At 69.0% G+C, this 21409-nt stretch carries 19 protein-coding genes; 13 read left to right on the forward strand and 6 right to left on the reverse strand.

Going from position 1 to position 21409, the window contains the following annotated elements; genetic code table 11:
• Positions 1-17 precede the first annotated feature (17 nt).
• Entirely contained in the window at positions 18-767 is a 750-nt protein-coding gene (locus BLT27_RS16150) for an Lrp/AsnC family transcriptional regulator (RefSeq protein ID WP_089735752.1), read from the forward strand.
• A 197-nt stretch (positions 768-964) separates the two neighbouring features.
• Positions 965-2860, forward strand: coding sequence for a cation:proton antiporter domain-containing protein (locus BLT27_RS16155; protein WP_089735754.1), 1896 nt, complete (start codon positions 965-967; stop codon positions 2858-2860).
• Between the two features lie 51 nt (positions 2861-2911).
• Here the strand turns inward: BLT27_RS16155 and BLT27_RS16160 are convergent, their stop codons facing one another.
• From BLT27_RS16160 to BLT27_RS16170, 3 genes are all read right to left on the reverse strand, one after another.
• Positions 2912-3322, reverse strand: coding sequence for a methylated-DNA--[protein]-cysteine S-methyltransferase (locus BLT27_RS16160; protein WP_089735756.1), 411 nt, complete (start codon positions 3320-3322; stop codon positions 2912-2914).
• A 117-nt stretch (positions 3323-3439) separates the two neighbouring features.
• A complete protein-coding gene (locus tag BLT27_RS16165) occupies positions 3440-3976 on the reverse strand; it encodes a universal stress protein (protein WP_217639174.1) in 537 nt (178 codons plus the stop codon).
• A 161-nt stretch (positions 3977-4137) separates the two neighbouring features.
• Positions 4138-4671: a halocyanin domain-containing protein gene (locus tag BLT27_RS16170; protein ID WP_089735757.1), complete on the reverse strand. Its 534-nt coding sequence runs from the start codon at positions 4669-4671 to the stop codon at positions 4138-4140.
• 346 nt (positions 4672-5017) lie between these two features.
• Here BLT27_RS16170 and BLT27_RS16175 point away from each other — a divergent pair, with 346 nt between their 5' ends.
• The 7 genes from BLT27_RS16175 to BLT27_RS16205 all read left to right on the forward strand — a co-directional run bounded on the left by BLT27_RS16175 (position 5018) and on the right by BLT27_RS16205 (position 14729).
• Positions 5018-6931, forward strand: a complete 1914-nt coding sequence (locus tag BLT27_RS16175; RefSeq protein ID WP_089735758.1) for a hypothetical protein — start codon at positions 5018-5020, stop codon at positions 6929-6931.
• Between the two features lie 73 nt (positions 6932-7004).
• Positions 7005-9089 carry a RecQ family ATP-dependent DNA helicase gene (locus BLT27_RS16180; protein WP_089735760.1) on the forward strand — a complete coding sequence of 695 codons (2085 nt, stop codon included), beginning with the start codon at positions 7005-7007 and terminating at the stop codon, positions 9087-9089.
• Positions 9090-9147: 58 nt separating this feature from the next.
• Positions 9148-9546 (forward strand): DUF7575 domain-containing protein, encoded by a 399-nt coding sequence (locus BLT27_RS16185; RefSeq protein WP_089735762.1) that lies wholly within the window; start codon positions 9148-9150, stop codon positions 9544-9546.
• Positions 9547-9603: 57 nt separating this feature from the next.
• The gene (locus tag BLT27_RS16190) at positions 9604-10197 is read left to right on the forward strand and encodes a TetR/AcrR family transcriptional regulator (RefSeq protein ID WP_089735764.1); all 594 of its coding nucleotides are present in this window, start codon (positions 9604-9606) and stop codon (positions 10195-10197) included.
• A 262-nt stretch (positions 10198-10459) separates the two neighbouring features.
• Positions 10460-13501 carry an MMPL family transporter gene (locus BLT27_RS16195; protein WP_089735766.1) on the forward strand — a complete coding sequence of 1014 codons (3042 nt, stop codon included), beginning with the start codon at positions 10460-10462 and terminating at the stop codon, positions 13499-13501.
• 4 nt (positions 13502-13505) lie between these two features.
• Complete coding sequence (locus BLT27_RS16200; protein ID WP_089735768.1) at positions 13506-14279, forward strand: TrmB family transcriptional regulator; 774 nt, start codon at positions 13506-13508, stop codon at positions 14277-14279.
• Between the two features lie 171 nt (positions 14280-14450).
• Positions 14451-14729 carry a hypothetical protein gene (locus BLT27_RS16205; RefSeq protein ID WP_089735771.1) on the forward strand — a complete coding sequence of 93 codons (279 nt, stop codon included), beginning with the start codon at positions 14451-14453 and terminating at the stop codon, positions 14727-14729.
• A gap of 166 nt (positions 14730-14895) precedes the next feature.
• On the opposite strand, the gene BLT27_RS16210 is transcribed toward BLT27_RS16205, so the two are convergent.
• Complete coding sequence (locus tag BLT27_RS16210) at positions 14896-16233, reverse strand: hypothetical protein (RefSeq protein ID WP_089735773.1); 1338 nt, start codon at positions 16231-16233, stop codon at positions 14896-14898.
• A gap of 325 nt (positions 16234-16558) precedes the next feature.
• Between BLT27_RS16210 and BLT27_RS16215 the strand changes: the two genes are divergently transcribed.
• Together BLT27_RS16215 and BLT27_RS16220 are read left to right on the forward strand one after the other, a co-directional pair.
• Positions 16559-17749 (forward strand): outer membrane protein assembly factor BamB family protein, encoded by a 1191-nt coding sequence (locus BLT27_RS16215; RefSeq protein ID WP_175526493.1) that lies wholly within the window; start codon positions 16559-16561, stop codon positions 17747-17749.
• A 131-nt stretch (positions 17750-17880) separates the two neighbouring features.
• Positions 17881-18591: a hypothetical protein gene (locus tag BLT27_RS16220; RefSeq protein ID WP_089735777.1), complete on the forward strand. Its 711-nt coding sequence runs from the start codon at positions 17881-17883 to the stop codon at positions 18589-18591.
• A gap of 213 nt (positions 18592-18804) precedes the next feature.
• Here the strand turns inward: BLT27_RS16220 and BLT27_RS16225 are convergent, their stop codons facing one another.
• Positions 18805-19659 carry a hypothetical protein gene (locus BLT27_RS16225; protein ID WP_089735779.1) on the reverse strand — a complete coding sequence of 285 codons (855 nt, stop codon included), beginning with the start codon at positions 19657-19659 and terminating at the stop codon, positions 18805-18807.
• Positions 19660-19780: 121 nt separating this feature from the next.
• On the opposite strand from BLT27_RS16225, the gene BLT27_RS16230 reads away from it, so the two are divergent.
• Entirely contained in the window at positions 19781-19981 is a 201-nt protein-coding gene (locus BLT27_RS16230; RefSeq protein WP_089735781.1) for a hypothetical protein, read from the forward strand.
• Between the two features lie 3 nt (positions 19982-19984).
• Here the strand turns inward: BLT27_RS16230 and BLT27_RS16235 are convergent, their stop codons facing one another.
• On the reverse strand, positions 19985-20332 hold the full coding sequence (locus BLT27_RS16235) for a TRAM domain-containing protein (RefSeq protein WP_089735783.1): 348 nt from the start codon (positions 20330-20332) through the stop codon (positions 19985-19987).
• Between the two features lie 171 nt (positions 20333-20503).
• Between BLT27_RS16235 and BLT27_RS16240 the strand changes: the two genes are divergently transcribed.
• On the forward strand, positions 20504-21340 hold the full coding sequence (locus BLT27_RS16240) for a DUF502 domain-containing protein (RefSeq protein ID WP_089735785.1): 837 nt from the start codon (positions 20504-20506) through the stop codon (positions 21338-21340).
• The last annotated feature ends 69 nt before the right edge of the window (positions 21341-21409 follow it).

Below are 21409 nucleotides of genomic sequence, written 5' to 3' on the forward strand. Positions count from 1 at the left end.
CCGACCAAGTCGAAGGCATGGACTATCGGCTGGATGAGATCGACAAGCGAATCCTCTATCATCTGGCTCTCGAGGCGCGGGACACCTCCGCGCCCGACATCGCGGAGGAAGTGAACGTCTCCGCGGGGACGATCCGCAACCGGATCAACCAGCTAGAGGAGCGGGGCATCATCAGGGGCTATCACGCCGACATCGACTACGAGCGAGCGGAGGGGATGCTCACGAACCGGTTCAAGTGCACGAGTGCGGCGGCCGACCGGGCCAAACTCGCGAAGCAGATCCTCCAGATACCGGGGGTCGTGAACATCCGCGAGATCATGACCGGGAAGGCCGACCTAGAGATCAAGGCCGTCGGGAGCGACACCCGAGACCTCACCCGCATCGGTGACGCGATCCTCGAGCTGGGCGTGGAGATCGAGGACCAGGACATCATCAAGCGAGAGCACTTCCGCCCGTATCAGCCGTACGGCCCCGCCGAGACACGACACTCACCGTCGATAACCGACTTCATGAACCTCGCCGGCGACGCCGAGGTCGTCGAACTCACGGTGCGGGAGGGCGCCCCGATCACGGGAACCACGCTTCGGGAGGCGAACTCCGACGGACTGCTCGAGGAGGGGCTGCTCGTCGTCGCGCTCGAACGCGACGGTGACGTCCTCACGCCACACGGTGAGACGGAGCTCGAGCCGGGGGACCTCATCACCATCTTCGTCCACAACGGGCAGAGCGACCGGATCGAATCGGTGTTCGCGCCGCAGGAAGCCTGACGGGCAACTGGCCCCGAACCCTCCTGTTCGGGTCGGTTCCGGAAGCCATCGGCGAACAGTTCGACGGCCGGGTCGTCGTGGCCCGGGGCGTCGCCCGCTTCGGCACGAACAATTTTCAACTCGTCCGTCGTCAGTTCCCGGTACCGAGACCCAATGAACGCCCACCGCCCCCCGACGACGTCCAGTCGTGGTCGTGTATGAGTGTCTCCGTCGACATCATTCGGGTCGTCATCACCATCATGGGTATCGGGGTCGCGGCCCAGATACTCGCGGACCGGCTACAGGTCCCGAGTGTCCTCTTCCTCATCGTCTCCGGGGTGCTCGTCGGCCCGGAGGGACTCGGGTTGGTCGACCCCGACATCTTCGGCGACGCACTGCCGGCCATCGTCGGCCTGAGCGTGGCGATAATCGTCTTCGAGGGGGCGTTCCACCTCCACGTGAACCGGCTGCGTGAGGCCCCGAGGGAGACGCTCCGGCTGGTCACCGTCGGCGCGTTGCTCTCGCTGGTCGGGACGGCGGTTGCCGTCCGGTTCGCGCTCGGTGCGTCGTGGGACGTGGCGCTGCTGATCGGGGCGCTGCTGGTCGCGACCGGCCCCACCGTGATAACGCCGATCATGGACGTCGTCCCGGTCCGCGAGCGGGTCGCGACCACGCTGGAGACCGAAGGGGTGGTCAACGACGTGACCGCCGCCATCCTCGCGCTCGTCATGTTCGAGTACGTGCTGCTCGGGTCGAGCGGCCTCCCGACGCTCGTCCAGAAGTTCACGGTGCGACTCGGCCTCGGTATCCTCGTCGGCTGTGCCGTCGCTGCCGGCGTCTGGTACCTCCTCAACCACGTGAGCCTCTCGGTCGAGAACGCCCCACAGAACGCCCGCCTCATCGTCCTCATCGCGGCCATCGGGACGTACGGACTCGCCGAGATACTCGCCGCGGAGGCGGGTATCGCCGGCGAGCTCGGCTCGGAGTCAGGTATCGCCGCCGTCGCCGCCGCCGGCTTCGTCCTCGGGAACGTCTCGCTCCCGTACCGGGAACAGATCGAGCAGTTCAAAGGCGACATCACGCTCATCGTCCTCACGTTCGTGTTCATCACCCTGGCGTCGTTGCTGACGCTCGACGACTTCCTCGCCCTCGGTCTCGGCGGGGTCGTCGCCGTCGTCGCCATCGCGGCGGTCGTCCGGCCCGCGCTCGTGCTGCTCTGTACGGTCGGTGACCGGTTCACCGTCGCGGAGCGCCTCTACCTGAGCGCCATCGGCCCGCGCGGCATCATTCCGGCGAGCGTCGCGACGCTGTTCGCACTCGAACTCCGACCGGAGAACCCGGAAGCCGCGACCACGCTCGTTGGCGCGGTGTTCCTGGTTATCTTCGCGACCGTCGTGTTTGAAGGCGGGCTAGCTCGTCATCTCGCGCAGAGACTGAACGTGATTCCAATGCGAACGATAATCGTCGGCGGGGGACGTGTGGGACGCGCCCTCGCCGAGCGACTCGAGGACCGGGGCGAGGAGGTCCTGCTAATCGATGCCGACGAGGCGGCCGTCGAGCGGCTCCGGCGCGACGGGTTCTCCGCGCGCCACGGAGACGGAACGCAGCGGGAGGTGCTCGAGAACACCGGCGCGGGGAACGCCAAGGTCATCGCCGCAGCGACCGCGAACGACGAGGCGAACCTGCTCATCGGCCAGCTCGCGAAGAACAAGTTCGGCGTCGACACCGTCGTCGCACGCGTCAACAGCCCCGACAACGTGGAGGCGTTCGAGAACCTCGACATCGAGGCGATATCCAGCGGGATGTCCATCGCGTGGTCGATGGACAACGTCATCGAGCGGCCCGGCATCGCGCGCTGGATGACCGAACTGGACCGGGAGGGCGACGTCCAGGAGGTGGAGGTGACGACGGACCAGATCGTCGGGACGTCCGTCTCGGAGCTACAGGCCGAACTCCCCGAGGACTGTCACCTCGCCCTCATCACCAGGGACGAGAACAACCGACTCCCGCACGCGGACGACGTCGTGACGCACGGCGACCACCTGACGTTCATCGGGCGGAAGGAGGCGGTCCGGCAGGCACTCGAGTACTGTAACTCCTCGAATCTATCCTGACGGGGGCCGGTTCGAGGCGCGGCGGCACGACACCCCGACGCGGGGCGGTCCCTACGACTCCGTCGAGAGCCGCGTCGTCCCCTGCTCGAACTCGAGCAACCGACGCTTGGTCGCGACGCCGTCACCGCCCGAGTAGCCACCGAGCCCGCCGTCGCTCCCCACGACGCGGTGGCAGGGGACGACTATCGGCACGGGGTTGCGCCCACACGCCTGGCCGACCGCGACGGGCGCGGTGTCGAGCTCGGCGGCGAGCTCGCCGTACGTGCGCGTCTCGCCGTAGGGGATGTCGGTCATCGCGGCCATCACCTCGCCGGTCATGGTCCCGGGCATGGCGACCGTCAGGTCGAACGCCTCGCGCTCGCCCCGCGCGTACTCGCGGACCTGCTCGCGGACGACCGCGGGCGGTTCGGCGATGGCGGTCTCGTCGATCTCGACGGTGCTTCCGAGGATGGGGACGTGCATGGGATGGTCGACTGCGTGGGTCGGTACCGTCCGTACGACGGGGTCGCATATAACGACGTGCCACGGACCGGAACTGGTGTGGAGCGCGCACGGGCGTCCGACGGGCGGCCGGACCGGTCACTCGAAGTCCCGGACGAACGTCACCGGACAGGGCGCGTCGAGCAGCACCTGCTGGGCGGTGCTCCCGTGCCGGACCTTCCCGGCCGGGGTCCGCTTGCGGCCGCCGACGAAGACCCGCTTCGCGTCGACCGCCTCGGCGGCGGCGACGATCTCCCGGCTCACGTCGTCGCCGACGCGGCCGGTGACGTCCATCGTCGTGCCGTACTGCCGGAGGGGCGTACAGAGCTCCCCCGCGACCGCCCGCACGGGCTGGACGTGCGTCGCTGCCTCGTCGGGCGAGAGCGGCGTCTCCGTCGCCGGCGCGAGCTCCTCGTGGACCTGCTCCAACTGGGATTCCGTGAACACGTGCAGGATTCGGACCGTCGTCTGCAGCAGGCCGGCGGCCTCGGCGGCCGTCTCGGCGAGCGCCTCGGCGCGGTGGCCGTCGCTCGGGCCGACGGGGACCAACACCGTCTCGGTCCGCACGGGCGGGCGTTCGAGGACGTCCGCCAGCTCCTCGGAGGGCGGGAACGGGTCGGTCGAGAGCGCTGTCATGGCCGGTTCCGTGGTCGTCGCAGCGAGCCGTGCCGCGCATCCATCATCGGTACGTTGGGGGAGACGGGGCAGGACACGCAAAAGTGCTGTCTATTACCACTCCGGAAGCGCATAATACACCTAGTATCGGGGTGCGGCGTGGCGGTCCACTCGACGGTCGGTCACTCGACGACGACCGCACCCTTCATCCCGGCTCCCTCGTGGGGTACACAGACGTACAGCACGGCCCCCGGCTCGTCGAAGCCGTGCTCGAAGGTGAACCCCTCCTCGCCGGACTGCTCGCTGGCGAACGCGGCTCCGTGTCTGGCGACGACGTTGTGGGTGCTGCCCTGTCCGGTCCAGGTCCAGGTGACCGTCGTCCCCTGGTCGACACGGACGGCCGCCGGCCCGAACCCGAAGAACGCGCCGTTGGCCTCGACGCCGACGTCGACGCCGACGGCGTCGGCCCCCGTCCGGTCGACGACGCCGTCGAAGTTGCTCGTGTCGCTCAGGAACGACTCGACGGTCGGCTGGCTGGCCGTCTCCGTGCCGGCGTCGGCGGTCGTCGACCCCGTCGTCGCCGGTGGCGCGGTGGTGGCTTCGGGCTGGTCCGTCCCATCCTGGGTCGAGTCGGTGCCGAGACAGCCGGCGACGGTCCCGACGACCGCGAGACAGGCGCTCCGGACGACAGTACGGCGGCTGCAGCGTCGGCTCATGCTACTACCCGGTGTGAGAGTACTGTAATAGTGGTTGGGAACGTCCACGCGGTAATCGGACACTACTCGGGGACGGAAGTCGGACGACGTGTGCCGGACCGGACCGGGGCGCCGACGAAGGTCCCGTCCGCCGGCACGTCCTGGGTCACCTGGTACGAAGTCACTACCCGAGCGAGAACCCGGGACTGGGCGGGTGTCGCGGGGGCGAACAGCCGGGTCGCTGTCGGATTCACTGGAGCGAACAGTTGGGGCGCGTTGATAGCTCTAGCGACTGGTTTCCGCCGGTGGGTGGTTCAAAGGTCACACGGATTTATCCACGGGAGGCGACTCCATAGTGTGTTACCTTATGACATACGAGGAGCTCCGTGACCGAGTCGAGGAGACGAGCAGGCGACAGTTCATCGCCGCACTGAGCGTCGGCGCGGGCGCCTCGCTCGCGGGGTGCAACACCTCGGGGAACGGCGGCACGGACACCCCGATGGACACCCAGACGACGGCCCGTCAGACGACGACCGAGGCGACATCGACCACGACCGAGGAGCCCGAGGACCCGCCGGAGCCGGGCGAGCGCATCATCTCGGCGCGTCGCGTCGGGCCGCGCGACGTCAGCGACTTCGGCTTCAAGGAGCTGTGGACCTACCGGAAGCGACAGGCGGTCGAGGCGCTGGTCGACGACCCGGCGGTCAACGACGTCGCCAGCGACTGGGTCGCCTCCTTCGAGGCGTACGACCCGCTCACCAACCGGCTCGACGCCGTCAGTGTGCAGGGCACGACCGGCATGACCGTCGAGGGCGGGCGCGAGTCGGGGACGTTCGACGTGACGGCGACCGACCGGCAGGTGGCGTACGGGCTCGTCGACCGGCGGACCGACGAGCTGCTCGGCCTCCACATCACCGACCCCATCGACGTGACGTGGCAGCGCGGCGGCTGGAACGAGACCCAGCGGGCGCGCCACGACTTCGTCCTCGACAGGGACGAGGTCTGGCAGCACCTCGAGGGGAACGACTGGTACCCGATGGTGAAGGCGGCGGAGATCATCACCGCGTACGAGGGCTACCCGCACGGCGAGGTCTCGAACGTCATCTACTACGTGGACGACGGCGACCGGCTGTTCGTCGTCAGCGGTTTCATCCACGTCGCCGGCGAGGAGCTGGCGTTGCTCGACCTCCACGTCGTCGAGGACTTCGTCGAGCACCCCATCATGGAGCTCGCTCGCGAGACGAACCCGCCGGGTGAGTCGGTGCTCGGCGAGGTCCCCGTCCCACCGATGCTCCAGCGCCCGCAGATAACCGCCCCGAACGGCTACCACCGCATCGAGGAGCCGCCGAACACCATCGAGCAGGACGGCTGGACGGTCGAGTGGTCGGGGCCGCGGACCGTCGGTGCCGAGGTGAGCGCGAGCTACAACGGCTCGCCGGTGTTCTCGCTCACCGCGCCGTTCAGCACCTCTACGGGGTACGACCTCCCCGAGCGGAACGGGCGGAACACCCGCGAGTTCATGTTCCCGACCGACGAGCCGGTGTTCAGCGGCGAGTTGCTGTTCTGGGACATCCACAGCCTCAGCCTCGGCGGCCCGGGTATCCTCGGGATGACGGAGTACCCCGCCGAGGACGGCCGCCCGAGCGGGTTCAACATCCGCACGCACTACCACACGGGGGCGGTCGAGAACGCCCGCGACTTCCACTCCGGGCACCGCTTTGCGCCGTACAACTACTACATCAACTACCAGTTCTACGAGGACGGCGTGTTCATGCCGGTCTGGATGCGCCAGGGGCCGGGCTACGTCACCGAGTTCTACTCCTACCGCGACCGGGAGCGCTCGGGGCCGGCCCAGTACTACCTCGAGAACTGGCTCACCGTCCCGACGCCCGGAACGACCGACGGCGTCACCACGCGGGTGTTCGACGGCGACGAGTGGACGACGCCCGAGTCGGAGTTCTACCTCGTCGGCGACGAGGAGCAGGTCGTCCGCTTTGCCAATCCCGACGGGAGCGAGACCATCGACGTGCCGCTCGACGACACGCAGGAGGCCGTCGTCGTCCGGCCGCACGAGAACGAGATCGGCGAGGCGCTGCGGGTGCTCAACGCCCAGGCAGAGCTCGGCTTCTACCATCCCGCCCAGTACGTCGACGGGGAGGCGATCCAGGGCGAGAGCGTCCTCTTCTGGCTCCTGATGGAGGGGCGGACCGACGAGGTACCACACAGCTCGGGCATGACGACGTTCACCCAGTTGGCGGAGTTCAACCTCAGCGGCTACTGAGCGGCGAGCGCTCGGTGGCCACTCCCGTCCCGCCGCAGCACGATTTATCACCCGTGCCGGGCAGAGAACAGGTGTGAACGCTCCCTCCGAACAGGCATCCCAGGCAGCGGCGCAGGCGCTGCTCGAACGGAGCATCGGCCCCGATGCCGAGTTCCGCCCGCAGCAGTGGGCGGCCATCGACGCGCTGGTCAACCACCGGGACCGGCTCCTGCTCGTCCAGCGCACCGGCTGGGGCAAGAGCACGGTGTACTTCATCGCCACGAAGCTGCTCAGGGAGCGCGGCGAGGGCCCGACGCTCATCGTCAGCCCGCTGCTCGCGCTGATGCGCAACCAGGTACAGGACGCGAGCGCACAGCTCGACCTGGACGCGTACACCATCCACTCGAACAACACCGACGAGTGGGACGAGGCGAAGCGGCGCGTCGTCGACGGCGACTGCGACGTCCTGCTCGTCTCGCCCGAGCGCCTCGCGAACCGGGAGTTCCAGGCGGCGGTGCTGGCGGAGATGCGCGAGGCGTTCGGCCTGCTCGTCGTCGACGAGGCGCACTGCATCTCGGACTGGGGGCACGACTTCCGGCCGGACTACCGGCGCATCAAGCGCATCTTACGGGAGCTGCCCGAGCACATCCCCGTGGCGGCGACGACCGCGACGGCGAACGACCGCGTCGTCGACGACGTGACGCGCCAGGTGCCCGACCTGCAGGTGATTCGAGGGGACCTCGTGCGGGAGTCGCTGCGCATCCAGACCGTCGAACTCGACTCGCGAGCCGACCGGCTGGCGTGGCTGGCGGAGAACCTGCACGGACTGCCGTCGTCGGGCATCGTCTACTGCCTGACCACCGACGAGGTCGAGGTGGTTTCGTCGTGGCTGAACCGGCAGGGCTTCGACGTGGAGCCGTACCACGGCGGCATCGACGGCGACCGGCGGAGCGAGCTGGAGGACGCCCTCCTGGCGAACGAGGTCGACGCGCTGGTCGCGACGAACGCGCTCGGCATGGGGTTCAACAAGCCCGACCTTGGCTGGGTGGTCCACTACCAGCGGCCGCCGAACCTCATCCGGTACTACCAGGAGATCGGCCGTGCGGGCCGCGGGCTCGACGAGGCCTTCGCCGTGTTGCTCTCGGGCGAGGAGGACGACGATATCGCCGAGTACTTCATCGAGTCGGCGTTCCCGACGCCCGCGGAGTTCGAACTCGTACTGGAGACCATCGAGGAGGCCGAGGCGCCGCTGTACAGGTACGAGGTGCTCCAGCGCGCGAACGTCTCCTGGAAGGTCGCCTCGAAGTGCCTGGACATCCTGCGGGTCGAGAACGCCGTGCTCCGGGTCGACGACGGCTTCGAGCGCACGACCAAGCGCTGGTCGTACGACCACGAGCGCATCGCGTCCATCACGGCACAGCGCTACCGCGAGCTCGAACAGATACAGGCGTTCGTCGCGACCGACGACTGCCTGACGCGGTTCGTCGACGACGTGCTCGACGGGTCGCTCGACGAGCCCTGCGGGCAGTGCGCGAACTGCGCCGGCGACTTCGTCCCGCGAACCCCACAGGACGAGGCCCTCGTCGAGGCCGCGGTCGACCACTACGAGGCCGAATCGTGGAGCGAGCTCTCGCCTCGCTACTACATGCCCCGGCGCGGGGCCGGGAAGACGAAGATCGACGGGGACCGCAAGCCCGAGGACGGCCGCGCGGTCTGCAGCTACGGCGATCCCGGCCTCGGCGAGCTGGTTCGCGAGCAGTACGAAGCCGACGGGGACTACGGCGACGACGTGGTCACCGCGGCCGTCTCGCACGTCGCGGACGTGTGGGCGCCCGACCCCGAGCCGACCTGGGTGACGGCGGTGCCGTCGCGCTCGGGCGAGGGGCGGGTCGAGGACCTCGCCGCCCGCCTCGCGGCGCGACTGGACGTGCCCTACGTCCCCGTGCTCCGGAAGGTCGCGGCGACTGCGCCGCCCGCGGAGCCAAAGAACTCGTACCAGAAGCGCTGGGACGTCGAGGGCGTCTTCGAGGTCGGCGGCGAACTCCCTCCCGGCCCCGTTCTGCTGGTCGACGAGCTGGTCGATACGCGCTGGACGCTCACCGAGGCAGGGATGACCCTCAGGGACGCCGACAGCGGGCCGGTGTACCCGTTCGCGCTCGCGAAGCGGACACGGTGGTGAGCGCTCCCGAGACCTGCGAGGCGCAAGAGCCATATTGACTGAACAGTCAGTTAGGAACATGGGTAGAAACGCGACACCGCGTCCCTGGCTCGCAGCGGTGCTCGACGGGCTCGCCGTCGGCCTCGGCCACGCCTACCTCGGGCGGTGGCGCCGGGCGTTCGGCTGGCTGCTCGTCTGGGCGGCGGTCGCCACGGCGTTCGTCCCGACCGTCACGCTCTCCGGTGGGGGACTCCCCTCCGCGGACGCACTGCTACGGCTGAGTCCGCTGGTCCTGGTCTCGTCCGTCTGCGCGGCCGACGCGTACCTGCTCGCGCTCAGACGGCTCGAGGCGTCGCCTGCGTCGGACGAGCCGCCGGCGTGTCCGTCGTGTGGCGTGACCGTCGACCCGGAACTCGACTTCTGTCAGTGGTGCACGACGGAGTTCGAGCGGGTCGACGGTGAGGTGGTCGAGCGATGACGCCGGACGGGGCCGTCCGGAAGATACTTTCGCGCGGTCCGCCGAACTGGTGGGTGTATGTCAGGTAGCGACCGGGAGCCGACGGACACGAAGACGGCCATCATGGAGGCGACCTACCGGGCGCTCTGTGAGCACGGCTACGCCGACCTCACAATTCAGGATATCGCCGACGAGTTCGAGAAGTCCCGCTCGCTGCTGTTCTACCACTACGACACGAAGGAGGAACTGCTCGTCGATTTCCTCCGATTCCTGCTGGACTGGTTCGCGGACGACCTCTCGGCCAACGCCGACGCGTCGCCACCCGAGCAGCTGCGCGGGCTGCTGGAGCGGACGGTCCCGGCGGAGCTCGACGACGAGGGCGAGGACTTCCAGGTGGCCTTCCTCGAACTCCGCTCGCAGGCGCCGTACATCGACGAGTTCCGCGAGCAGTTCACCCGGACCGACGAGTTCCTCTACGACACGATCGCGGCGTACATCGAGGCCGGCATCGAGGAGGGCGCGTTCCGAGAGGTCGACGTCGACGAGACGGCCGCGGTGCTGGTCGGGCTCATCTACGGGACGATCCTCATCCGCGTCTCCACGGACGACGAGGCGTTCGCCAGCGCCCTCCGTGAGGGTGTGCTGGACTACGTGAACCGACTCGAAGCCTGAACGAGTCGCGGACGGCGGCAGGAAACTGGGAGTCGGCGACGACTCCCGGTTGACACGTGGGGTGCGAGACGTGTCTGTCGACGCAGTGCTGGCAGGGTGGTGTGCGGCCAGCACGGTAACTGACTGTTCAGTTAGTGTAGGCTTTTCGGTGTTGACTAACCGTTCAGTCAATCGCGATAGAGTTATATGTACTGACTAGTTAGTCAGGGCTGATGAACACCGTCAGTACTACCCTACAGACACCGCCCGACGGAGGGTCGCGATGAGTCGCACCGACCGTCTCGTCGGGGCGATAACCGACAACACGCGCATCCTCATCGCGGTGATGCTCGTCCTCACCGTCGCCTTCGGGGCCGGTGTGATGAACCTCGACCAGTCGTCCTCGCTCGACCAGTTCCAGAGCGACACCGAGGAGTCACAGAAGCTCACGTACATCAACGACAACTTCTCCACCGGCAACCAGAACACGACCTCGGCACAGCTCATCGTCCGGGACGACGACGTCCTCGACAAGGAGACGATGGTCGACGTCCTCGAACTCCAGCAGGAGTTCAGGCGGAACGCGACGATAAACCAGACGCTCGTCGAGCAGAACGCCATCGTCGGCATCCCGAACATCGTCGCGACGGCCGCCATCCGGGCCGACATCGGGGCGGAGCTCCAGCGCACCAACGCCGAGTTCCAGCGGCTGAACCGGACCGTCAGCGAGGAGCGCGCCTCGCTCCGTGCGGACGGTGCCGAGTTGGAACGGCGCGCCGCGACGCTCAACGCGACGACCGAGGAGCTCAGTGCCGCGCTCGACACGCTCCGTGCGAACCCGAACGCGTCAGTGCGTGAGACGTTCGCGTCCGTTCGCTCGGCGACCCCCGTCGAGTTCACCGACGAGGACTACGCGACGTTCGAGCGCGCGGTCGAACAGCTCCGGAGCGCGGAGAACAGAAGCGCCGCCGAGGCCGCCTACCGTCTCGGGACCCGGGGCGTCCTCGCCGACCAGTTCGAGACGCTTCAGTCCCAGCGCGAGACGCTCCAGCAACGGCAGGCCGACCTCCGCGAACAGGGCGAGCAGCTGCAGGAGCTCGGTGCCGAGCTCCGGTCGCTGAACGCCGACCTACAGAACGCGAGCGACCCGACGCTCGACCGGCAACTCGAGACGCTGCAGGCGATGAACGAGTCCGAGGTCGACGACACCATCGGGCTGGTCCTCGGCTCCGAGTCCGGCGGACAGGCGTTCGCGTTCATGCCGAACTACTACCAGCCCGGCGACACCTCGGTGAACGCGACGATGCTCGTCGTGACACAGACGACGGCCACCGAGATGTCGGCCGGCGCTGCCTCCGACCGCCTCGTCGACTCGCAGCTCGCGATGGAGACCGTCGCCGCGAACGCCGACGTAGCGGCCGACGACGTCATCGTCTTCGGCACCGGGAAGATCTCCGACGAGATCAACCGGTCGATGACCGACTCGCTGGCCATCGTCGGCCCGCTCGCGCTGCTGTTCGTGGTCATCGCGCTCGCCGTCGCCTACCGGGACGTCATCGACATCCTCCTCGGGCTGGCGGGCATCGGCGTCGTGCTGACGTGGACGTTCGGCGCGATGGGCTGGCTGGGCATCTCGTTCAACCAGATCATGATCGCGGTCCCGGTGTTGCTCATCGGGCTCTCCATCGACTACGCCATCCACATCTTCATGCGCCACCGCGAGGAGCGCCAGAACGAGAACACGCCCAGCAGCGTCGCCGGCGCGATGCGCGTCGCCCTCGCCGGCGTCGGCATCGCACTGGTCTGGGTGACGGCGACGACCGTCATCGGGTTCCTCTCGAACCTGACGAGCCCGGTCCCGCCGATACAGGACTTCGGTATCGCGAGCGCCGTCGGCATCAGCGCCGCGCTCGTCGTCTTCGGCCTGCTCGTCCCCGCGCTGAAGATCGAGGTCGACGGCCTGCTCGAGGACCGCTTCGGCTGGGACCGCCGGAAGGAGGCCTTCGGGACCGGCGGCGGGCGGTTCAGTCAGGTCCTCGCGGTCGGCGAGACCGCCGCACGGAAGGCACCCTACGTCGTCATCGTCGCCGCCGTCCTGCTGAGCGCGGGTGGCGCGTACGGCGCGAGCCAGGTGGACACGACGTTCAACCAGGAGGACTTCCTCGCCGAGGACCCGCCGGACTGGACGAAGGACCTCCCCGAGCCGTTCAAGCCCGGCGAGTACGACGCCAAGGCGAACCTCGACTACGTCAACGAGAACTTCCTGCGGCAGGACTCGCAGGCACAACTCCTCGTCGAGGGCGACGTCGCCTCGGCCGCGACGCTCGAACAGCTCCAACGGGCCCAGCGGACCGCGGAGGAGAGCGACAGCGGCGTCGTGCAAGTGCTCTCCAACGGCGAGGCCGACATCCGCGGGCCGCTCTCGGTGATGGAGCAGGTCGCCGCGAACAACGAGACGTTCAACGCGACGCTGGCGGCCGCCGACACCGACGGCGACGGCGTCCCCGACCGGAACGTCGACGCGGTCTACGCCGAGCTGTTCGCCGTCGCGCCCGACCAGGCGGCCGGCGTCATCCACCGGACCGACGGCGGCGACTACGAGGCCGTCCGGATGGTCATCTCGGTCCAGGGCACCGCGTCGATGGGCGAGACCACCGACGAGATGCGCGCCCTCGCCGACGGCATCGAGGCCGACTCGGAGCTGACCGCGACGGCCACGGGACAGACGATACTGTTCGACATCGTCTCCGACCAGCTGCTCGATACGGTCATCGAGAGCCTGCTCATCACGCTCGTCGCCGTGTTCGCGTTCCTGATGTTCACCTACCGCATCACCGAGGGAAGCGCCCTCCTCGGGGCGGTGACGCTGGTGCCGGTCGTGTTCAGCGTCACGTGGATCCTCGGGACGATGTGGCTGCTCGACATCCCGTTCAACATCATGACGGGGATGATCACCAGCCTGACCGTCGGGCTGGGGGTCGCCTACAGCATCCACGTCAGCGAGCGCTACAACCAGGAGCTCGAACGCGCCGATTCGATGTGGGACGCGATGGAGACGACCATCACCGGCACCGGCGGCGCGCTGCTCGGCTCGGCCGCGACGACGGTCGGCGGGTTCGGCGTGCTCAGCTTCGCCATCCTGCCGCCGCTCCAGCAGTTCGGCATCATCACCGGGCTGACGATCATCTACGCGTTCCTCGCGAGCGTGCTGGTACTGCCGAGCCTGCTCGTCGTCTGGACGCGCTACGTCGGGCCCGATGTCGGCGAGTCGGCCGCTGAGGCCGAGGCACCTGTCGGGACCGCCGCACCGGGAGCGGAGGACTGAGCCGATGGGGTCCGAGTCCGCGGCGGTCGACGCGCTCGAACGACTCGGCCTGACCAGCTACGAGGCTCGCGTCTTCGTCGCCCTGCAGAAGCTGGGCTCGGGCACCGCCCGCGAGATCGCCCAGGTCTCCGAGGTCCCTCGGTCGCAGGTGTACACCACCGCCGAGTCGCTGGAGGAGCGTGGGCTCATCGAGGAGCAACGGGCGACACCCATCGAGTTTCGGACCGTCGGACCCGGCGAGGCCCGGGAGAAACTGGCAGAGCGGCGGCGCGACGACGAGCGTCGTGCGTTCGAGTACCTCGCCGCGGTCGAGCACTCCCTCCAGGACCAGTCGGACGCGTCGGCGGATATCTGGACGCTTCGGGGACGGGACAGCGTGACCCGTCGCGTCACCCACCTGCTCGACGAGGCCGACGACCGCGTCGTCTTCGGCACTGCGTCCGTCGAGCTCTTCCCCACGGCGGTTCGGGACGCTCTCGCCGGGGTCGCCACGGACGGCGTCCGGGTCGTCGTCGTGAGTCGCGACCCGGACGTACTGGCCCTGGCGGAGTCGCTTCCGAACGTCGACTGCTGGCCCCTCGACGGCTCCTACGTCGACGACGTCGAGGGCGGACGCCTGCTCGCCGTCGATGGGGAGACCATCCTGCTCAGCGTCCTCGGGGCCGGCATCGAGCAGTTCGACGAGGAACACGCCCTCTGGAGCAGTGGGACGCAGTTCGCGACGGTCCTGCTGCAACTGCTCGACGGCTGGTTCGACCGTGAGCTGGCCGTCGCGTAGGCCGGACCGGGAACGGGCCTCAGTTCCGAGCAGACAGCGAGCAGACTGTTGCTGTCCGCTGTCGAATCCGTCCGCACTCGCGAAGCGGCGGCGATGGCCAGTCCGCGACGGGCAGCCGGTCCGGGGCGACACCACCGGAACATACAGCACGCCACGCCACCCCCGATGCGTATGGCGAAAACTGTCGACGACCTCCGGGACGAGATCCGGGAGGCAGTCGGGCGATACGAGCGAGTCGAATCGACGGCGTTCACCAAGGAGGCCCTCGCCGCCATCTGCGAGGCCGTGGACTACGACATCGGCGCGGGGTCGCTCCCGTCCAAGTCGCGGATGCGAGCGGGAATCCTCTGGAAGGTCGGCGAGCTCCCGGAGGACGACCCGGAACGGGCGAGCAGCGCGTTCAGGAAGGCGGAGCTGGCGGCCATCGCGACGGCACTCCGGCGCGAGTGACGGGGTCTCAGGCGCGGGTCGCAACGGGCGCTGTGGCCGCCAGCGCGGCTGGACATCCTCGTCCCAGCGCTCGGTGAGGGAGTACGCGACGGCGACGGGTTTCTCGCCGACGACCGCGCGTCGACGAGGTCGTGCTCCTCGAGCTCGTCGCGGGTCGCCGTCGGCGTCAGCGTCGGCGGCCAGCCGGTCGATGCTCGGGAACGTCGCCGGACGCGAAGAGGTCGCCGACGGCCGCCCGGTCGGGCGCGGCCCGAACGGAGACGCCGTCGTCCCGTCGCTCGACCCAGACGACGCGGTCGGCGACGCGCCAGCCGTCGTCGACCGACCGTCCCCGCGCGGCGAAGCCGTCGCGGACGGCCGCGGCGACGCGCGCCGCAGCGGTCGGGCTCCGCCAGACGGTCCGCCACTCGTAGCCGAACCGGTCCAGGTCGTCGACGTAGCCGTAGGCTGCCAGCCGGTCGCCGAGCCAGTCGCGCAGGAGCGTCGTCCGGAAGGCGTACCGGAAGGTGGTCGCCGCGGTCACGTCCGGGTCGACCTGCGCGGCCTCGTCGTCCAACGAGACCTGGCCCAGCGCGTACAGCAGTGTGTAGAGCCCCTCGACGCCGAGGCGGTCACGCCCGATGGGGAGCCAGTCCGCCCCCGTGGCGGCGAGTGCGGGCTCGACCGGGGTGGAGCCACCCTTGCGGAACCGGGTCGGGTAGGTGATCGCGGCCGTCGTCGCTGGCGGCGAGCGGTGGGCACGCCAGAGCGCGTCCCAGCCCGCCTCGCGCACCAGTTCGTGGGCGAACACCCGCCCGTTCACGTAGCGTGGCCTGTCGCCGGCGACGACGAACAGCGGCGCGTCCGGGTGGAGCCGTCCCCCGGGACCGAGCCGGTAGTCGTCGTACCGGCCGTCCCGGCAGGCCGCCCGGTACAGCCCGGCGACGTAGTCGGCGGTCCCCTCGACGACCGTCTCGCACGCCGCGGCCGCGTCGCGCGTGGCGTCGGCCGGGTCGATGGTCCCCACCAGCCCGTCCTGGAGCGCGTGAGTCAGCTCGTGTGCGACGAGGGGGTCGTGAGGGTACCAGTCCCCGTCCGGAAGCACGACGTCGTACCGGTCGGCGATGCGCGACAGGTCGAGCTCCTCGGGGTCGAGGAAGGAGACGGTACGCGTCGAGCCGTCGTACCGCGCGAGCCGTGCGGGGACCGACGACGGCCACGTCACCCCGTCGATAGCCTGTGCGGCCGCGACGGCGCTGGCGAACCGGCCCGTCGCATCCGATGCCCCCGCCACGTCACCGGCTCCCGGGTCGACGAACCGGACGTGGACGGGCGCGTCGAGCCGCCGCCCGACGAGGTCGCCGATTCGGCGTTCGACCCGCCGGCAGCGCGCCCGCGTGTCCGCGTCGACCCCGTCACCGAAGCGGAGCACCGAACCGCGACCGTCGTCGAGCGCGTACCCGACGACTCCCGCACCGGCGGTCGCGCCGAGCACTCCCAGCAGCCGTCGTCGCGTCACCTCCATCGTCGGCCGGTTCCGGCCGTATAATCAAAAACGTGACCCTATCGGCGTGCCCGGAGCGGGAGCGCCGGCGCTCGACCTCTCTGTCTCGACCACCTCGGCTGGAAAGGAGAGGCTAACCGGGCGATAATTTCATTTCTCGTGGAGAGAATACTTCTCGGACGTATAAGAAATGAATATATATGCGAAGTCCCGAAAACCCGACGAGCATGACTGGAGATCGCGTCGACCGGATGCGGACCCGGACGGTCCCCCTCGGTCCCGATCGGGCGACGAGGTGGTGCGGGCCGACCGGGGTCGCAGCGGCCGGACGCACGAGAGAGCGACGATGACCGGTGTCTCCCGTCGCGCGGTCCTCGGCGCGGCCGTCCTGGGTGGCATCGCCACCACGGCCGGCTGTACGGGCCTCGGCTCGTCCGACGACGCCCCCCGCGAGGACCGTGCCGACGAGCGAGTCGACGGCCGATGGGGATGCCACCACCGGACGGCCGAGAACACGCGACGGACGGAGACGGGCGGGCCGACAGCCGAGCCGACCGTCGTCTGGGAGCGGTCGGTCGGCACCCGACCGTTCGTCGACCCGGTCGTCACGGACAGCCTCGCGTTCGAGTACGCCCCCGCGGACTCGGTGACCCACACGGTCGAGGTGGCGACCGGGGAGCGGACGACCGCGCCGACGGTCGACGGCCGCGGCGAGTTCGTCCTCGCGGTCGACGACGACGTCCACTGCCTGACCCGGTCCGGCGGGGAGGGGAGCGTGGTCGTCGGGCGGGCCGCCGGGGACGGGACCGAGCAGTGGACCGCGTCGCTCCCGGGCGCACCGTCGATGCGGGCGTCGCTCGTCGACGGGGTGCTCTACGTCTCCGGGTTCGATCGGCAGTGGATACGCGCCATCGACGCCGGCGACGGCACCGAGCACTGGACGTACGAGACGGTCGGCCGCGTCGGCTCGCTGGCGGTCGAGGGGGAGCTAGCCACGTTCGCGACGGGGTCGTACCTGTTCGCGCTGGACGCCGTCGAGGGCAGCCGGAGCTGGCACCGGGAGTTCGACGCGTCGTTCACGACCGACGCGATGGCCGTCGGGTCTGCCGTGGTCGCCGGCACCGACGACGGCCGCGTCGTCGCGATGCGGCGGTCCGGCGAGCCGGCCTGGACGGTCGACGCCGACACTGGGGCGGTGACCGCGCTGGCGGCCGCCAACGGGAGGGTCTTCGTCGGCGGCGAGGACGGGATCACCGCGCTGGCGGTCGGGACGGGCGACCCGCTCGCCGAGACCGATACGGCCGCGTCGGTCGACGGCCTCTCCGTCGGCGGTGATCGCCTGTACGCGGCGACGCCCGACCCGGCGCTGACCGCGCTCGACCGGTCGTCGCTCGACGCCCTGTGGTCACGCGGTCTCGACAGAGACCCCGTCGGTGGGCCGGCCGTGCTGGACGACACACTGCTGCTCCGGCTCGGCGACGTCGGGACGGCCAGCGGCGACACCGACCAGTCGCTTGTCCGTTTCGGGGACCGCTAACCTGAGTGCGGACTGGGTTTTAAATTCCAATATCATATCTCGGAAGGCCGTATTCGTCCAGATGTGGGACCCAATCATCAAATATAATTAAATAAAAACTTTTAACTACTTGCGGTTTAGATTTTATATTGATGGTAGACGGAGAAAAGTCCGACACGTCCAGACGTGCGATACTCAAGGGAACTGCCGGGACGGTGGGGGCCGCCTCGATTCCGGCGACGGCCGCCGCCAACAGCTCGGGGCAGTCCATCGAACTGCGTCGCAAGCGCCTCGAAGCGCAACGCCGTATCCCGAAGGAGTACGACGAGGCGTCGGTACAGGAGGCCCTCGACGAGGACGCCGAGGCGCTGCTGCGCGCGCTCGCCGACGAGGGGTTCATCTCCAGCCCCGACCTCTCCGACTTCGCGTCCATCGAGGACCCCGCGTCGTCGGCCACGATGTCCAACAACCGAAAGGTCGCGACGGTGGGCGACGTCCACGAGGCGACCGGCCAACAAACTGCCCATCTGCAGGCGTACGCGACCACCGACTCCCACGACATCGACTTCCACGTCCTGCCCGACGTCGACGTCGCGTTCGCCGTGGCGAAGGAGCGATCCGGCGACGGCCTGTTCCTCGTCGACCCGTCGAACGACACCACGACGAGCGAGGTCTCGCCGCAGGGCTGCAGTGGCGAAAAGTGTCAGGCGATCTGTGACCCGACGAACCCGCGCATCGACCCGTACGTCATCCGGACGCAGGGTGACACGCCGTGTTCGAACACCTGCGTCGACTCCGAGGACATCTGCGGCGAGTGTCCTGACGCCGACGAGTGTGACGACAGCGGCGGTGGCGGCTGGTAAGCGACGCGACTGAACTGACCGCTCGCAGGCGGCTCCCCGCGCCGTTACAGCAGGTACCGGTAGTAGTCAGCGAACGTCTCGGGCACCGGTCGAGCTGGGACGGGTAGAGGTCGAACTTCACTCCGTGGCGGGAGGTTGACGAACGCTCCGGTTAGCAGTTCTAACTTCTACCGGAGCAGTTGGAAGGAAGACACGTCTTCCGTCCGAGGAGACTCAGCCGTGGTGACGCTCGTGGACCGCCGCGACGTCGACCGCGAACAGGGAGCGAATCCGCTCCCGGCGCTCGGCCGGCAGCCCCTCGAGGTGGGCCGCGAGCGCCGACCGTTCCGCCGCCAGCAGCGACGCCGCCTCGTCCGCGTCGACGAACCGGTAGAGGTTCCACGGCTCGCCGGCCTCGCGGCCGTGCTGCCTACAGTCGACGACGAACTGCTCGCACCGATAGTAGCGGCGGCCGACCCGTTCCGCTCGAGCGACCGCGTCGTCGGCCGCGCCCGCCGCCAGCGCACTCACCCCCGTGACGAAGCCGAACAGGCCGGCCTGCAGGTCGAGGATGTCCAGGTACGCCGCCAGCGACGGCTCCTGTCGTCGTTCACCGAAGGGCGCGCCGGTCAACCGCCGCGCTCGCCGAGACCAGTAGGCGACGACGTCGCCACCGAGTCGACCCAGTCGTTCCACGAACAGCGAGAGGAGCACCTGCAGCACGAGGAACACGCAGTCCTCGTCCTCGGGCGCGACGTCGCCATCGACGAGGTCGTCCGCGATGTCGTAGTACTCCGTCACGGCGACGGTGAACTCGCACACCGTCGCCAGGTCCGTCCCGTCGGGGTCGTGAGCGAGGTACAGCTGCTCGGCGAGTGCCAGTGTCTCCAGCTTCGGTCGCTGGCTGCGCTTCGGGAGCGCCCGGCTCGGGTCGAAGGCGAGTTCGTAGACCTGCTCCCGGGCGGCGTCCGACTCGACATCCGCGAGCAGCGCCTCGACGGCGTCGAGCGAACGGAACCGTAGCTCTTCCCGGTAGGCCGCCAGTTCCTGCTCCCGGTCCGGCGGGAGCGTAGAAGGCGCTTCGAACATAGTTCCACTCCACGTCGTCAGAAAATAACGGTGTCGGTCCGGACTACCCGTCACCGGGACTGAACTCCTCGACCGCCGCCGGTGCCGGACCGGCGTCGCGCTCCTGCTCGGTGGGTCCGACGTGCTGTTCCAGTCCGGGCGGACGCTCGCGTTCGTGCTCGCCATTCCCCAGCAGGCACTCCTCCGGCTCCTGGGGGAGCCACAGACACTCCTCTGGGCGGTCGTCGGATACCTCACCTGGTCCGACCAGCTGGCCGCTGTCGGGAGCGTCGAGCGGGTGCGGCAGTGGGCGACGGACACCGTCGGCGGCCCGAGCCGGTGAGCCCTACCCCACGACGGTCCCGTCGGCCGAGGTGCCCCCGCGGTTGAACGAGGTGATCTTCACGCGGACCACGTCGCCGACGGCAGCGCCCGAGGGCACGTCCTCGGCGAAGACGACGAACCCCTCGACCTTGCCGACCGCCACGCGCTCGCCGGAGTGGTGGTCGCTGAACTCGGTGATGCCGAACTCGACGGTGTCGCCGATGTCGACCGGTGCGTCGCGCTGCTGGGCCGCTTCGTGGGCCCGCTTGGAGGCGCGGGCGTCGTCGCTGCCGCGTCGCCGGAGGACGGCCGCGACGGCGACGAGGAGCACGACCGCTGCCGCACCAGCGGCGATGTAGAGCTGTTGCATGGGCGCGTGGTCATCCCGCACCGGCAAATAGCTTGGAGGTACACACGTACCCGGCGCGGGACCGGGTCGGTCGTCGCGGCCGCCGTTCGACGGACGCGTCAGCGGCCCACGGCGTCCGGACGATACCGAGGGAAGTGTTTTATGGCCGCCCCGGGACTCTACCGGACCAGTATGGACGATACGGATGTCGAGGAGCCGTCGGGCGGACCGGTACTGCGGACGGTGAGCGCGATCTACAACCACTTCTGGAACGTCGTGCTGACCGGCATCGCCATCATCCTCCCCGTGGTCATCACGCTGTACGTCGTCCAGCTGGCGGTCAGCTTCGTCCGCAAGGCGCTCGACCCGTTCATCCTCTTCCTGCAGTACTTCGGCATCATCGAGCGGTTCGAGCGCGTCGAGGTCGTCAGCCTGCTCATCGAGCTGAACGTCTACCGGTTCGTCTTCGACTTCCTGACCGAGATCATCGCGCTGGGCATCCTGTTCCTCATCGTCCTGGTCGTCGGTTCGGTCGGGCACAACCGGTACGGCGAACGGATAATCCGGTACGTCGACCTCACCATCTCCTCCATCCCGGGCGTGGGGACCGTCTACAAGAGCTTCCGGCGGATGGGCGACGTGATGCTCGACGACTCGGCCGAGAACTTCCAGGACATCAAGCTCGTCCGCTGTCTGGGCGACGAGATGTACGTCCTCGGCTTCGAGACCAGCAGCGCACCGGCGAGCGTCGAGGACGCCGCCGACCACGAGGAGATGGTGACACTGTTCATCCCGATGGCACCGAACCCCGTCACCGGGGGCTTCCTGACGTACGTCCCGCGGGAGAACGTCTACGACATCGATATGACCATCGAGGACGGCGTCCGGAGCATCCTGACGAGCGGCGTCGCGACGGGGGAGGGCGCGACGGACCCCGGACAGCTGACCCTCGACGACATCCAGAACGTCGCTCGCGTCGAGCAGCTCCAGGACGCCCTGCCGCTCCAGGGCGACGACCGCTCGAAGTGAGCCACCGCCGGTACCGGGTCCGCCGCCGGTCGAGCTGTCGGGGGCGTTCGTGAGACGGCTCCGGCCGTT

The organism is Haloarchaeobius iranensis, assembly GCF_900103505.1.
GTDB classification, from domain to species: domain Archaea; phylum Halobacteriota; class Halobacteria; order Halobacteriales; family Natrialbaceae; genus Haloarchaeobius; species Haloarchaeobius iranensis.

Excerpts from the sequence above, each read along its gene's own strand:
- BLT27_RS16185 (WP_089735762.1), top strand. The coding sequence starts at position 9,148 with ATGGGTAGAAACGCGACACCGCGTCCCTGGCTCGCAGCGGTGCTCGAC.
- BLT27_RS16155 (WP_089735754.1), top strand. The coding sequence starts at position 965 with ATGAGTGTCTCCGTCGACATCATTCGGGTCGTCATCACCATCATGGGT.
- BLT27_RS16175 (WP_089735758.1), top strand. The coding sequence starts at position 5,018 with ATGACATACGAGGAGCTCCGTGACCGAGTCGAGGAGACGAGCAGGCGA.
- BLT27_RS16235 (WP_089735783.1), bottom strand. The coding sequence starts at position 20,332 with ATGCAACAGCTCTACATCGCCGCTGGTGCGGCAGCGGTCGTGCTCCTC.
- BLT27_RS16190 (WP_089735764.1), top strand. The coding sequence starts at position 9,604 with ATGTCAGGTAGCGACCGGGAGCCGACGGACACGAAGACGGCCATCATG.
- BLT27_RS16240 (WP_089735785.1), top strand. The coding sequence starts at position 20,504 with ATGGACGATACGGATGTCGAGGAGCCGTCGGGCGGACCGGTACTGCGG.
- BLT27_RS16200 (WP_089735768.1), top strand. The coding sequence starts at position 13,506 with ATGGGGTCCGAGTCCGCGGCGGTCGACGCGCTCGAACGACTCGGCCTG.
- BLT27_RS16195 (WP_089735766.1), top strand. The coding sequence starts at position 10,460 with ATGAGTCGCACCGACCGTCTCGTCGGGGCGATAACCGACAACACGCGC.
- BLT27_RS16150 (WP_089735752.1), top strand. The coding sequence starts at position 18 with ATGGACTATCGGCTGGATGAGATCGACAAGCGAATCCTCTATCATCTG.
- BLT27_RS16220 (WP_089735777.1), top strand. The coding sequence starts at position 17,881 with ATGGTAGACGGAGAAAAGTCCGACACGTCCAGACGTGCGATACTCAAG.
- BLT27_RS16160 (WP_089735756.1), bottom strand. The coding sequence starts at position 3,322 with ATGCACGTCCCCATCCTCGGAAGCACCGTCGAGATCGACGAGACCGCC.
- BLT27_RS16170 (WP_089735757.1), bottom strand. The coding sequence starts at position 4,671 with ATGAGCCGACGCTGCAGCCGCCGTACTGTCGTCCGGAGCGCCTGTCTC.
- BLT27_RS16210 (WP_089735773.1), bottom strand. The coding sequence starts at position 16,233 with ATGGAGGTGACGCGACGACGGCTGCTGGGAGTGCTCGGCGCGACCGCC.
- BLT27_RS16205 (WP_089735771.1), top strand. The coding sequence starts at position 14,451 with ATGGCGAAAACTGTCGACGACCTCCGGGACGAGATCCGGGAGGCAGTC.
- BLT27_RS16215 (WP_175526493.1), top strand. The coding sequence starts at position 16,559 with ATGACCGGTGTCTCCCGTCGCGCGGTCCTCGGCGCGGCCGTCCTGGGT.
- BLT27_RS16225 (WP_089735779.1), bottom strand. The coding sequence starts at position 19,659 with ATGTTCGAAGCGCCTTCTACGCTCCCGCCGGACCGGGAGCAGGAACTG.
- BLT27_RS16165 (WP_217639174.1), bottom strand. The coding sequence starts at position 3,976 with ATGACAGCGCTCTCGACCGACCCGTTCCCGCCCTCCGAGGAGCTGGCG.